The sequence below is a fragment of the Bacillus fonticola genome (assembly GCF_012955605.1).
GTDB classification, from domain to species: Bacteria; Bacillota; Bacilli; order Bacillales; family JC228; genus Bacillus_CG; species Bacillus_CG fonticola.
In genome coordinates this window covers 1,246,460-1,260,135 of record NZ_CP052135.1, presented here as the reverse complement: position 1 = coordinate 1,260,135, position 13,676 = coordinate 1,246,460, and the positions used below count along the sequence as shown (strand labels likewise).

At 44.1% G+C, this 13,676-nt stretch carries 12 protein-coding genes; 1 reads left to right on the top strand and 11 read right to left on the bottom strand.

Going from position 1 to position 13,676, the window contains the following annotated elements:
* Positions 1-13: 13 nt before the first annotated feature.
* Positions 14-943, bottom strand: coding sequence for a sigma-E processing peptidase SpoIIGA (gene spoIIGA / locus HHK01_RS06190; RefSeq protein ID WP_228027724.1), 930 nt, complete (start codon positions 941-943; stop codon positions 14-16).
* A gap of 907 nt (positions 944-1,850) precedes the next feature.
* On the opposite strand from spoIIGA, the gene HHK01_RS06185 reads away from it, so the two are divergent.
* On the top strand, positions 1,851-2,786 hold the full coding sequence (locus tag HHK01_RS06185; RefSeq protein WP_170006952.1) for a nuclease-related domain-containing protein: 936 nt from the start codon (positions 1,851-1,853) through the stop codon (positions 2,784-2,786).
* 684 nt (positions 2,787-3,470) lie between these two features.
* Here HHK01_RS06185 and ftsZ read toward each other — a convergent pair.
* From ftsZ to mraY, 10 genes are all read right to left on the bottom strand, one after another.
* Positions 3,471-4,622: a cell division protein FtsZ gene (gene ftsZ / locus HHK01_RS06180; protein WP_170008685.1), complete on the bottom strand. Its 1,152-nt coding sequence runs from the start codon at positions 4,620-4,622 to the stop codon at positions 3,471-3,473.
* 34 nt (positions 4,623-4,656) lie between these two features.
* Positions 4,657-5,946, bottom strand: coding sequence for a cell division protein FtsA (gene ftsA / locus HHK01_RS06175; RefSeq protein ID WP_170006950.1), 1,290 nt, complete (start codon positions 5,944-5,946; stop codon positions 4,657-4,659).
* Between the two features lie 261 nt (positions 5,947-6,207).
* Positions 6,208-6,561, bottom strand: coding sequence for a small basic family protein (locus HHK01_RS06170; protein WP_170006948.1), 354 nt, complete (start codon positions 6,559-6,561; stop codon positions 6,208-6,210).
* 1 nt (position 6,562) lies between these two features.
* Positions 6,563-7,291, bottom strand: coding sequence for a DUF881 domain-containing protein (locus HHK01_RS06165; RefSeq protein WP_170006947.1), 729 nt, complete (start codon positions 7,289-7,291; stop codon positions 6,563-6,565).
* Between the two features lie 47 nt (positions 7,292-7,338).
* A complete protein-coding gene (locus tag HHK01_RS06160) occupies positions 7,339-8,031 on the bottom strand; it encodes a DUF881 domain-containing protein (RefSeq protein WP_322619383.1) in 693 nt (230 codons plus the stop codon).
* Entirely contained in the window at positions 8,021-8,824 is an 804-nt protein-coding gene (locus tag HHK01_RS06155; RefSeq protein ID WP_228027676.1) for a cell division protein FtsQ/DivIB, read from the bottom strand. The genes HHK01_RS06160 and HHK01_RS06155 overlap by 11 nt, the downstream gene beginning before the upstream one ends.
* A 22-nt stretch (positions 8,825-8,846) precedes the next feature.
* Positions 8,847-9,785 carry a UDP-N-acetylmuramate dehydrogenase gene (gene murB / locus HHK01_RS06150; RefSeq protein WP_170006945.1) on the bottom strand — a complete coding sequence of 313 codons (939 nt, stop codon included), beginning with the start codon at positions 9,783-9,785 and terminating at the stop codon, positions 8,847-8,849.
* A gap of 235 nt (positions 9,786-10,020) precedes the next feature.
* A complete protein-coding gene (spoVE, locus tag HHK01_RS06145) occupies positions 10,021-11,124 on the bottom strand; it encodes a stage V sporulation protein E (RefSeq protein WP_170006943.1) in 1,104 nt (367 codons plus the stop codon).
* A 119-nt stretch (positions 11,125-11,243) separates the two neighbouring features.
* The gene (gene murD, locus HHK01_RS06140; protein ID WP_170006941.1) at positions 11,244-12,596 is read right to left on the bottom strand and encodes a UDP-N-acetylmuramoyl-L-alanine--D-glutamate ligase; all 1,353 of its coding nucleotides are present in this window, start codon (positions 12,594-12,596) and stop codon (positions 11,244-11,246) included.
* The gene (gene mraY / locus HHK01_RS06135; RefSeq protein ID WP_170006939.1) at positions 12,593-13,567 is read right to left on the bottom strand and encodes a phospho-N-acetylmuramoyl-pentapeptide-transferase; all 975 of its coding nucleotides are present in this window, start codon (positions 13,565-13,567) and stop codon (positions 12,593-12,595) included. Before mraY ends, murD begins: the two co-directional genes overlap by 4 nt.
* Between the last annotated feature and the right edge of the window lie 109 nt (positions 13,568-13,676).

Sequence of the window (13,676 nt, the reverse complement as noted above, 5' to 3'; positions counted from 1 at the left end):
TTGTGACTGTTTTTCAGGAAGCATCTTCGAGTACATTCGCTTCACTCATCATTTTTGGGTGGACAATGGCTTCAAACGACCCATCCGATGCTAGCACGTCTGCAGTAAACGCAACAAGTGCCCTTGAGGCGTCATAGGTTGCAGTTTGTGAAGTGATCTCAATGCGTTCCACTTTCCATGCGACCATAAATTGCTGCGTTCGGTCGACGGTTTGATAGGGAATGAGGCGCAGATAAGCTTGTAGGGCACCCGGCAGTTCTACGTCACCTTCGAGATACTTGTTCGGATCTTCTGACACTTTGCGAATTTCATCGGTAAGAAGATGACCTACTGAAGCTAACGACAAGATCATGACTGGCTTTTTAGAAATGGGATCTGCAAGACGATTCCCACTGTCTACTAGCCCCTTTACCGTAATTTGTTGTCCGAAAAAGGTCACTGTTACACTAACCTCTTGATCGTAGCGAATGGCTTCTGTTGTCCATTGGTCAGCTTGACGACCCGTAATCCACCAAATAACCGGAAATCCAACCAAAACCCATAACCAGCTCAGCGGATCTCCAAACCCTTGTACTTGCGTCAACCAGTAACTTTCATAGATGCTGTCGTCAAACTGAATAAAATAGTACGCCCCAATCAACCCACCACCAAACAAAAAGGAAACGAGAAAAAAGGTTACAATTCTTCTAAGAAAAACACGAAGATTGCGAAAGGAAAAGGCAACCAATACAATCAACCCGGCATACGCCAACTTAAACAGCGGATGATTCACAAATCCTGCATAAGGAGTAAACGACCCCCATACGAGCAGTGAAGCAACAAAACTCGCAAACACCAGTCGACGAAATGGAAGGGGTTTTTTCACGAGCAAGGCAGTCGTTTGTAAAATAAGTGCGTCGAACAACCAGTTCAGTAACCAAATAACATCGACGTAATAAGTCAGACCACCTTCCCCCTTTTCCCAATTCGTTGTGAGACAAAGTATAGCGTCTCTCGTCAGAAAAGTGTGTCACTATTTGTCTTGGACAAGCGAGAAATTTTCGGAGTTTACGAGGAATTTTGTCGGTTGGGAGGAAGTTTGCGTCCTTATTTTGGATTAGCGCTCTTATCTTGGGATTAACGCTCTTATCTCGGGATTAACGCTCTTATCTCGGGATTAACGCTCTTATCCTGGGATTAACGCTCTTATCTCGGGATTAACGCTCTTATCTCGGGATTAACGCTCTTATCTTGGGATTAACGCTCTTATCTCGGGATTAGCGCTCTTATCTCGGGATTAACGCTCTTATCCCAGGATTAACGCTCTTATCTCGGGATTAACGCTCTTATCTCCAGATTAACGCTCTTATCTCGGGATTAACGCTCTTATCTCGGGATTAGCGCTCTTATCTCCAGATTAACGCTCTTATCTCGGGATTAGCGCTCTTATCTCGGGATTAACGCTCTTATCTCAGGATTAACGCTCTTATCTCGGGATTAGCGCTCTTATCTCCAGATTAACGCTCTTATCTCGGGATTAGCGCTCTTATCTCGGGATTAACGCTCTTATCTCAGGATTAACGCTCTTATCCCAGGATTAACGCTCTTATCCCAGGATTAACGCTCTTATCTCGGGATTAACGCTCTTATCTCGGGATTAACGCTCTTATCTCGGGATTAACGCTCTTATCTCGGGATTAACGCTCTTCTCCTAGTTGTCATTTATATTTTTCAAAAAAGAGGATTATAGGATTCCCGTTCCGAATAACATACATATACCTTTTAGAAATGGAAGTGACGCGATGTTCGTTAAAAAACGGGAGTTTCCACACGAAGTTGTAGTACGAAATGCGCTTTTAAGAAGACTACCAATGAATCACAAAAAGCGGGAGTTGATTAGAGCTGATAACGCAAAGGATATAGCCGGTTACAGGGGTGAACGAACATTGGATTATTATTTAAAGCCCCTTTCTAATCAGAATTTCACCATCTTTCCAAATCTACGGCTCATCCTCAACGAACAAGCTTTCCAAATCGACACCTTAATTCTTACACGAAGTTTTTTCTTACTGATTGAAGCGAAAGACATCACAGGCACTCTAACTTTCGACTCGATTTTTGACCAGTTTACAAGAACAGATCGCGATGTTGAGACTCGCTACAAGCATCCTATCACACAAGTAAAACGCCAAGGTGCACTATTAAAGAGCTGGTTTCAACGTTACGGTACACCCCCATTGCCATTCAACTATCTTGCCGCGTTTACAAACCCTACCACTATTTTAAAAACAAACTCGATCGATCATCCTGAGAATAAAAACATTTTACTTGTGGAAAATGTTTCCCACCGTATTCTTGAGCTAAAAAAGGCAAATAAGTTGGACATTATGAGTACCAGCGAACACCGGAAATTAACTAGTAAACTTCTTCAAAGTCATACAAATGCAGCTCCTAACATGTTACAGGAGTATAACATCTCCCCTCAGGAACTTATTACTGGGGTTCAATGCGAGAAATGCTCCAGCTTTACTATGAAGGAAATGGAGAGATCGTGGGAATGTAGCGTTTGCCATCACCGTTCTCTTACTGCACACAAACCAGCTCTATTAGATTATTTTTTGCTCATTAGTCCGACCATTACAAATGCAGAATGCCGGGAATTTCTAAAGATAACTTCAAGGCACAAAGCAAAAAGGTATATTCAATCTATGGAAGTAACTGCTTCAGGATCAAAAAAGGGACAAAGGTATCATTGGAGAGGCTACAAACAAGTCAAAAGTGGGCTACCGCTCTTATCTCGGGATTAACGCTCTTATCCTGGGATTAACGCTCTTATCTCCAGATTAACGCTCTTATCCCAGGATTAACGCTCTTATCCTGGGATTAGCGCTCTTATCCCGGGATTAGCGCTCTTATCCTGGGATTAACGCTCTTATCCCTGGATTAACGCTCTTATCCTGGGATTAACGCTCTTATCCCGGGATTAACGCTCTTATCCCTGGATTAACGCTCTTATCCCAGGATTAACGCTCTTATCTCCAGATTAACGCTCTTATCTCGGGATTAACGCTCTTATCCCGGGATTAACGCTCTTATCCCTGGATTAACGCTCTTATCCCAGGATTAACGCTCTTATCTCCAGATTAACGCTCTTATCTCGGGATTAGCGCTCTTATCCTGGGATTAACGCTCTTATCTCGGGATTAGCGCTCTTATCTCGGGATTAGCGCTCTTATCTCGGGATTAACGCTCTTATCCTGGGATTAACGCTCTTATCCCAGGATTAACGCTCTTATCCCAGGATTAACGCTCTTATCCCAGGATTAACGCTCTTATCTCGGGATTAACGCTCTTATCTCCAGATTAACGCTCTTATCCCAGGATTAACGCTCTTATCTCCGGATTAGCGCTCTTATCCTAGGACAAATCCACAATTGCAAAAAAGCACGGCACTCTCAAAAGGAGGCCGTGCTTTAAACTTTTACATTCTATTAGTTTCTACGTCGATTTCGATTGCGTAGGAACGTTGGGATATCGAGTGTTTCTTCTCCTTGGGAGGATCCTCCGCCTCTAGTTGGGGCTTCGTGTGGCGCTTCTTCTCGTTTCACTTCGCGTTCACGCTTGACAGGTTGCGGTTTTTGCCCCGCTGCTACAGATGGTCGGCCCATGGTAGCCGTCTTTTGAACTGTCTCCTCGGAGAAGCCTGTGGCGATAACGGTGACGATAATCTCGTCCTTCAAGTCTTCGTTAATGACTGAACCGAAGATCATGTTCACTTCTTGGTCTGAAGCACTTGCTACGATGTCTGCAGCTTCTTGTACTTCATACAAGCTTAAGTTTGTGCCCCCTGTGATGTTCATGAGAACACCTTGCGCGCCATCGATGGACGTTTCTAGTAATGGGCTAGAAATGGCTTTCTTTGCGGCTTCGGCTGCACGGTTTTCTCCGTTTGCAACACCGATTCCCATAAGTGCAGACCCTTTTGAAGACATGATCGTTTTCACGTCTGCGAAATCGAGGTTAATTAATCCTGGGACAGCGATCAAGTCAGAGATTCCTTGTACACCTTGGCGAAGCACGTTGTCTGCTTCACGGAATGCTTCCAACATCGGGGTACTCTTGTCCACAATTTCAAGAAGACGATCATTCGGGATGACAATTAATGTATCAACAGCATCTTTCATTGCTTGAATTCCACCGGCTGCTTGATTAGAACGTTTTCGTCCTTCAAATGTGAAGGGGCGCGTAACTACACCTACTGTGAGCGCACCAAGATCACGGGCGATTTGGGCAATGACTGGCGCTGCACCGGTTCCTGTTCCGCCACCCATTCCAGCTGTGACGAATACCATGTCAGCACCTTTTAGTGCTTCTTCAATCTGTTCTTTACTCTCTTCTGCCGCTTTTTTTCCAACTTCAGGATTGGCACCTGCACCAAGACCACGAGTTAGTTTGTTACCAATTTGCATTTTGACTTCTGCTTTAGACAAATTTAAGGCTTGAGCGTCCGTGTTCACGGCGATAAAGTCTACACCTTGTACACCATGCTCAATCATACGGTTTACGGCGTTGTTTCCACCGCCGCCGACACCGATCACTTTAATCGTTGCGAGTGAGTCTAGGTTCGTGTCAAATTCTAACATCATTTTATCCCCCTAATCCTTCGAGAGTATTCCGTTAGTCTTCAAAGAAGTATCCAAGGAATCTTTTCATTCTAGTTGTCATTTTTTTATCAGGATCTTTTGGTGTTCTCTTCGCAGGCGGAGCGCTTTGTTCCCGGCGATTGTCAGCAGCGACCTCGACCGGTTGCGGCTCCGCTCCGATATCACGCCCTAGTAATTTCGCACTCTTGTAAGCAAATTGAATCAATCCTACAGCGGTCGTATATTGTGGCTCCCTCACGCCGATGTAGTCAGGTACTGCCATACGTACTCGGTTTTGGAATACAACACCGGCAAGATCCAAAACCCCTGGCATGTTGCTTAAGCCACCCGTTAACACAAATCCTCCAGGCACATCCCGCACCCCTGCTTTTTGCAGTTCGTGCAGCACTAGCTCAAAGCATTCTTCTAATCTAGCTTCTATAATATCAGAAATTTCTAGCTGATTAAATTGTTGATGCTGGTCGCTACCAATCATCGGAACGCTGAACACTTCTTCTTCAGACGCTTCGTCATAAAAAGCGTGACCGTATTGCACTTTAATCTTTTCTGCGTCTTCTGTCGTCGTTTTCAAACCAATTGATAAATCCTTCGTTAAATGGTCTCCCCCAACAGGAAGAACGCTCGTCATGAACAGGTGCCCTTGTTCAAAATACGCGACGGTCGTTGAACCTCCGCCCATGTCGACGAGTGCGACACCTAGATTACGCTCATCCTTTGAGAGTGCAACCGTACTTGTAGCTAAAGGTTGCAATGCGATGTCTACGATGCGCAAACCCGCTTTTTCTACACAGCGAAGGATATTGTGTAAAACCGTTTTGGATCCTGTTATTAACGTTCCTTCCATTTCCAAACGAACACCAATCATGCCCCGTGGATCAGAAATTTCGTCGAGTCCGTCCACTATAAATTGCTTCGGCGTGACACTAATGATTTCGCGCTCTGGTGGAATTGAAACGACTTGTGCAGCGTCCAATACGCGTACAACATCTTCATCTGTAATTTCTCGATTATCACTTGATACAGCCACCACCCCGTGACAAGGCTGCAATGCGACATGGTTTCCGTTAATTCCAACGATACAATCCTCAACCCTCATGCCTACCATACGTTCAGCTTGATCTACAGCCTTTTTTATCGATTGCACGGTTTGATCTATATCGACAATGGCGCCTTTTCGCAATCCCTCACTGGAAGCTTTTCCTACTCCGATTATATTGAGAGAATCCCCTGCCATTTCCCCAATCAATAGCTTTACGGTGGATGTACCGATGTCTAGACTTACATATAATGTATTGCTGTTCATACTTTGGCACCTCCTTCTCCTTACCGATCAAAGTCTACCTCACAAGTCAAAAGAAGAAAGCTACTAGTGTAAATTAATCGCATCTCTTTCCTCAAACTTATGTGGTAAATTCTTATGTAAAGTCACTTCTCTGGTCTCATATGTTATGTGCGGACGATTTAAAGAACCTTAACGCCCTTACTGACTTAACATACATTGATTGTGCTTCCTACTTGAGTATTCGAGAAGACTTTTCAAATTTCCTTTTTCTTTTTTCGATTTTTACTGTTTTCCCCTTTTTTGTACCCAGCGTGAAAGCAAAACACGGCGAATGACCGCAATATTTTGGAATAAACGGTATCCAAAGGCGAACACAGCTGCTAAGTACAAGTCTACACCAAGATTAACCCCTAGAAAAGCTAAACTTATTGCTAACAAAATGTTAAAGAAAAACCCTGTGACAAACACCCATTCATCATACGCGTGTTGCAGATGAGCGCGTATTCCACCGAACAAAGTGTCAAATGCTGCCAGCAATGCAATAGACAAATAATTTGCATAGACCTCAGGAATTTCTAATTCAGCGGAGAAGCCTAAAAACAGTCCAATCGCTAATCCTAGTATCGCCAGCCACATGTTACGCTCCCCCTTCGTCCTCTTCTACTGCTTCCATGTATCGAATGCGAATGGGAGCGCCATAAGCTGGGAGGGTTACACGCGAGTCCGGACGCCCCACCTCAAGCAGAAGGTCGTCAATAAAAAATTCATCTGTCATTCGAGAGGAAACAAGCCGGTTATATAATCGTTCTGCATCTTCCATCGTTTCTGTAACCACTTGAATCTCCATTGGATATCGATATAGGCTTTTACCGTCTACTTTCGTTTCCCCATTGATATCACGTATCACGCTCGTATTGACAAGGCGCTGACCTTCTATCGCGATATGCTTAGCTTGATACCGATTCAGCTCGTTCACCAATCGTTTTAGCAAACCCGGCGAAATCCCTACAAATTCATCTCCGAACAGCAACTCATCACTCAAGCGATCCAATGTAATTGTGATACCAGGACCGACTATTTCAGTAAATCCAGCCGCTTTTTTTAATTCTTCCAAAGTTTCACGAAGAGCTTCTTCTTGCGTCCGCTCTCTTTGTACATCATATTGTGTTAGTGTTGTCTCAGATTCTCTTATTTGTTTAATCAAATCTGATTGTAATTCTTTTTCTGTTATGAGCACTTGTCGTAACTCCCAATTGTCTCTATTATCGGTGTCTTTAGCTGCAGGTTCATTGACCGCTTGTAACTGTAAAGCGAGCAAAAATCCGACACATCCTGCGATGATAAAAATACTCCATCGCTTCTTCACGACTTCACCTCTGTCCAGCTCCGGGAGCAATCGCCCTCCGCTTGTTGTTACAAAATTGCATCCATTTGTAATTCATCATAGGTTTGCAGTGTGAATTGCACGTTATCATTGACTAATTGGTCTTTAACTCCGCCAGTCAGGTTGAGGGCGGCCGTTAGCACTTCTGCGTCTCCGATGGCACTTATTTCAAAAGGAGCAGGGTACTGTACGCCGTCTACTGTAATAACAGGACCATCACAAACAATGTAGGAATTTTGGGAAATTCGTTGTCCGTTAATGCTCACAGCAGTAGCCCCCGAAGTATACAATTCGTTGATAACTTGGAACACGTGTCCCTCGTGTACGATATAATCGTTCACATTTCCATCGTCTTCTGGATCGTACTCACTATCTGCTAGCGTGACCGTAACGCCAGGTCCCTTCACATCAACAAGACCAAGGTACATCCGGTACTTTTCGGCGTCTTCCACTAAGTTAAAAAACAGCTCCTGGTCCTCGGCCAAGTCTTTTTCAATTGATCTAATTTCTTGCTGCTTTTCTCGTAGTTGTTGTTGCAGTTCTCGCGTCCGTTCCTCTTCTGTGACAACTTGGTTCCTAAGCGCATACGTTCGCTCCCACTCACGACCTGTCTGTTCAGGGACAGGTGTTGTCTCCGTCGCTCGTTCATATGAAAAAGCGATGATGAATCCTAGCACGATAAACACGAGGGCCATAATCAAACGGTTTCCTTTACGTATCACTTTCCGCGTCTCCTTCTTCAGTCTGTTCGTCTGCTTCCTCTGTATTCCCTTCTAACTCATAAGTACGGAAAAAAGAGCCCACCTCCAAATCAATTACTCCTTTTGCTTCTGGGTCTAGTTGACTAACGATGGATGGATAGTACTGCATCTTTTCCCCAATTGAGCGAATCGTCCCCTGTACCTCGAAGCCGTCGTTCATGAACAAGGTAAGATAATAAGGATCCGTGTCCTTAGGAGTCAAGTAAACCTCTGAAATACTATGTACAATCGCTGAAGGGAGTGTTTTTAATTGAGCCAAAAACGCACGAAAAGTCTCTTGCCCTTCAAAGCCGTATAATATGGGGGCTTGTACAGGTAAATTGGTTTGTGCATCCTCTAAAACGTCGCCATTTTCTAAAATCGGAAAAAAAGTTTGCTCTCGCCTAACATAAGCCATTCTTGCGTATTCTTCCACACTAATTTGAATCGTTTGCGGCCAGTCTCTCGTCACTTGAACGGATTGAATGGGCGTTAACGTATCTGTAATACGCTTCTCTATAGCTTCTTCATCAACTTCCCACATGCTCATCTCGTTAACTAACTGTGAAGCACTTGCGATCTCATCTTTGGACAGAAATTGCTCCCCTTCAATGCTGATCGTTTGTATTTTACTCCAAGGACTTTGAAAGTAGAGTAACGTGCACAGAAAAAGAAAAAAGAGAAGCAAAAGCAGGAGAAGACGCCGGTTCGCTCTTTTTTTACGTTCTTGCTTTAATTTAGGAATCCGATCTTCTATGGATACTACGGATTTCACCGACGTTCTCCACCCTTTACGTTTATAGTTTTTTTCCTTTTGTTTCAGAATGAGGTCTACCCATCCATTCCACTTCTGTTTCCATCGATACATCATACGATTCTTTCATCGTTTGTTTTACATGGGCAATCAGTGCCAATACGTCTTTTGCATTTGCTCTTCCTGTATTCACAATAAAATTCCCGTGAAGATCTGAAATCTGGGCTCCTCCAATAGTGTATCCTTTGAGACCTTTTTCTTCCACAAGCTTCCCTGCGTACAACGGGAGTGGATTACGGAAAATGCTGCCTGCACATGGTTTGCTCCACGGTTGCGTTTCTTTACGGTATTCCTTATTCTTCTGCATTTGTTCGACAATCTGCTCGCGTTCTCCTGCCTTCACTCGCAAAACAGCTTCTACAACAATGCCTGGGCGTTCGTTTTGCAACACGGATGTTCTGTAGCTGAATGCCATTTCTTCATTCGACACCCATTCCAGCGTGCCATCTTCAAAAAGAACATGCACTCGCTCAACAATGGCCTGCATATCCGATCCATGGGCACCAGCATTCATATAGACAGCTCCACCCACAGAGCCTGGAATTCCACTAGCAAATTCTAACCCAGACCACCCTTGTCGACTCATCTTAGTAGATAATACAACGAGCGAGAAGCCACCTCCTACTGTCAAAAGTCCCTCGCCTGTTACATCAAGGTGATCCATTCCTTTACCTAATTGAAATACAATCCCTTCTATTCCTTCGTCAGAAACGAGTAGATTAGAGCCTCTTCCGATGGCTTGCCAAGGAACATGATGCTCGGTAGCCACCTTGAGTGCAGACTGCAACTCTTGCACAGAATGGATGCTAATAAAGCAGTCAGCATTTCCTCCTACTTTCATCGTCGTATGGCTTTTCATCGGTTCATCCCATTTGACAGCGGTTAGTTGTAGCGAACGAATAGCGTCTTTCCAATCCGTCATATTCCGCCCTCCTATTTGTTGTTCTTTTTTTATATATAAAGTAACGTTCCATTTGCAAACCGAAAAAAGCGAGGTTAGTCTGAAACAAGTCAGACGCTTCCTCTCGCTTTTTTTGTTTAGTTACGAGCAATGTACAAAACTCGCTTCCACCGTCTTCTATTGTACTATATTCTACTCGTTTGCCAACCGTTCGCATATGACTGTTAGAAATCTGTAATGAAGACCAAAAGGATCGCTACACTTTTGCGTAGCGACTAATGTTCAATAACACGCCGATGGCCATTAACATAAGGGTTAAAGAAGAGCCACCATAGCTTAAAAATGGAAGCGTAATCCCTGTGACAGGCATCATGCCGGTAACAACGCCAATATTAATAAACACTTGAATCGCTACCATCGCGATAATCCCAACAGCTAGGAAGCTACCATATAAGTCTGGAGCCCCTAAAGCAATGCGAATGCCGCGCCACAATAGCAAGGCAAAGAGAAGCAACACAAATGTCCCACCAATAAAGCCCAACTCCTCAGCGATAATCGCAAAAATGAAGTCAGTTTGCGGTTCAGGTAAGTAGAAAAACTTTTGCCTGCTTTGTCCTAGCCCGAGTCCGAACAGTCCACCAGGCCCAATTGCATAGAGAGATTGGATAATTTGAAAGCCTGTACCTAAGGGGTCGCTCCATGGGTCAAGGAAGCTCGTAATCCGATTTATCCGGTATGGTGCACTTAAAACGAGTCCGACAAATCCAGCTACAGCGAGCAAACCAAGGAACAGAAAATGTTTGATTTGTGCACCTGCAATAAAAATCATCACCACACTTGTTGCAACCATAACAGTTCCGGTTCCTAAGTCTGGTTGTAGCATAATGAGACCAAATGCAAGGAATACAAGACCAAGTGAAGGAGCTAATCCTTTTTTGATCGTCGTAATAAACCGTTGTCTTTCGGTTAAAAATTTTGCTAAAAAAATAATCATAGCAAGTTTCATAAACTCAGACGGTTGAACGGAAAACGCTCCGACTCCGATCCAGCTTTGTGATCCGTTTCGAACCATACCGACTCCAGGTATAAGAACAAGTCCGAGCAAAACAAAACAAACGATGACGAGAACTTTTGACCACGTACGCCACGTCCAGTAATCAATGTTCATAATGAATAACATCGCCAACACACCGACGCCTGCAAAAAGCAGCTGCCGTTTTGCAAAGAAAAAGCTGTCATCAAATTTATAATCTGCCCAGATTGCGCTCGCACTGTACACCATAATAAGCCCAACAGTCAGGAGTGTAAGCGTCGTTAAAATGAGTAAATAATCAGGAGTGGATTTTTTGTAGGAAGGCAAGCCGAACACCTCTTTTCAGGAAGTAGAGGGGCTAAGACCGGATGTCGAATAACCTGATGTCAGATGCCGGAAATTGGTGTCCGACCTCTGGCTTCCGACCTCCACAATAGGCCAAGCCCCTACTCTACCTTATGCACGGCTTTGATAAACATGTCTCCTCGTACTTCAAATGTTCTGTACTGATCCCAACTTGCACAGGCTGGAGAAAGTAAAATAACATCTCCTGGCTGGGATTGAAGAAAAGCCTCGTCCACCGCTTTTTCCACATTATCGACGAGGTTGATCGCTTTTATTCCTGCCCGTTTCCCAAGCGAAGCTAATTTTCCCTTCGTTTCACCAAAACAAATAAGCGATTTGACATGTGTGAGGGACGTGAGAAGTTCGTCAAACGATTGACCACGATCAAGACCACCAGCCAGCCAAACAATGGGCTGCTGGAACGACTGCAAAGCTTTTTGTGTCGCTAAATTATTCGTCGCCTTCGAGTCGTTATACACGAGGCGCCCTTTTACATTACCAACAAACTGTAAACGATGTTGTACGCCTGTAAATGTTTTGAGTACATCGCGAATCGCATCCGTTGAAACACCTACATATTTAGCGACCGCTATGCTTGCCAATACGTTTTCCAAATTATGCTCACCAGGTAGAGCTACCTCTTCCGTAGACAAAATGTGCTCTTCTTGTACCCACAGTGCTCCGTCTTTCACATACGCTCCTGTAGACACTTCTTTTGTAGTAGAAAACGGAACAAGTTGTGCCTTCGTTCTATCGGCAATTTTCTGTACTGCTGCCTGATCTGCATTGTAAACCAGGACATCTTCGGCAGTTTGTTGCGAGGTAATTCGCCCTTTTGATTCCCAGTAATCATCTATCGTTTCGTGGTAATCCAAATGCGCTTCGTATAAGTTCAACAGCACGCTAACACGAGGACGAAATTGATCCGTTCCCTTTAGCTGAAACGAGGAACATTCCACGACCATCCAGTCATCTTTCGTTACTTTTCTCGCTACGTCACTCGCTACTGTACCAATATTTCCAGCAATCTTTGAGGAGAAGCCTCCTGCGGTCAACAGGCTGTCGATTAACGTAGTGGTAGTCGTTTTCCCGTTTGTTCCCGTAATCGCCACGATAGGAGCTTCACTTACTAAATAGGCAAGCTCTATTTCAGTAAGAATCGGAATCCCCTTGGCGACGGCTCTTTGTACAAGAGGGTTATGATAAGGAATTCCAGGGTTTTTAACGACCCATTCAAACCCTTCATCCATGAGCGAAATCGGATGATGACCACAAATTACTTTCACCCCATCTTTCAAGAGGCTTTGTGCTTGTGGATTTTCTTCTAAAGGCTTTTGATCATTCACCGTGACGAAGGCTCCTAACTTATGCAAAAGCGTGGCAGCACTGACCCCGCTCTTTGCTAACCCAAGCACTAATATTTTTTTATGTCGAAATTGTTGAATTGATTTCACGTTCCCCACACCTCAATATAAATTCCGAGCGCTGCCAACAACAGACCGACAGACCAAAATGTGACGACGACCCGCCACTCACTCCAACCGACAAGTTCGTAGTGGTGATGCAAGGGACTCATTCGAAAAATTCGTTTTCCAGTAGTTTTAAAAGAAATGACTTGAAAAATTACGGATAGCGTCTCGATCACAAACACGCCTCCGATGATGACAAGAAGTAGCTCAAGCTTTGTTAAAATAGCGATCGCTGCAAACGCTCCACCAAGTGCAAGCGAGCCGGTGTCACCCATGAACACTTTTGCCGGATGCGCATTAAACACCAGAAAACCAAGCACAGCACCGACAACCGCCACCGCAAAGAGCGTAATTTCCAACTCATTAAGGTTCCAAGCTAAAATGGCTAGTGCACCGAAAGCAATGGCACTCGTACCGGAAACGAGTCCATCCAAGCCATCTGTTAAATTGACAGCGTTAGAGAAACCGACAAGCCAAAAAATGATAATGAATGCGTAGCCCCATCCTAGATCGATCGTGAAATCGACTAAAGGAATATGTAACTCTGTAGACTCACCTTGTTGTCTTAACACTAGAAAGAAAATAATCGCGATAATCACTTGTCCAAAAAGCTTCTGTTTGGACGTGAGACCGAGATTCCGTTTCATGACCACTTTAATAAAATCGTCTAAAAAGCCAAGAAGTCCAAATCCAACTGTTACGAACAGGAGAAGAAATATCTCATATGTAAGGGATGTATACTTGCTCGTCATCACTAGCGTAGCGACGACAATGGCAAGAATGATCATGATGCCACCCATCGTTGGCGTCCCTGTTTTCTTTTGATGAGATTTTGGACCTTCTTCTCGTATACTCTGCCCAAATTTTAACCTACGTAAAAAGGGGATAAAAATGGGAGATAGGAGCACTGTGATTAAAAATGAAATAGCAATCGTAAATAAGAGGACCTGTTGCAAATGGCTCCCCTCCTTCTTTGAATTAGGCTCTTTTCGTATCCTTTGTTGTTTTTACTATACAGTAATCTCATGATGCGACTTATAGCTTTGTTGATTTCCACTCCAGGCG

Excerpts from the sequence above, each read along its gene's own strand:
- HHK01_RS06185 (WP_170006952.1), top strand. The coding sequence starts at position 1,851 with ATGAATCACAAAAAGCGGGAGTTGATTAGAGCTGATAACGCAAAGGAT.
- ftsZ (WP_170008685.1), bottom strand. The coding sequence starts at position 4,622 with ATGTTAGAATTTGACACGAACCTAGACTCACTCGCAACGATTAAAGTG.
- ftsA (WP_170006950.1), bottom strand. The coding sequence starts at position 5,946 with ATGAACAGCAATACATTATATGTAAGTCTAGACATCGGTACATCCACC.
- HHK01_RS06170 (WP_170006948.1), bottom strand. The coding sequence starts at position 6,561 with ATGTGGCTGGCGATACTAGGATTAGCGATTGGACTGTTTTTAGGCTTC.
- murB (WP_170006945.1), bottom strand. The coding sequence starts at position 9,785 with ATGACGGATTGGAAAGACGCTATTCGTTCGCTACAACTAACCGCTGTC.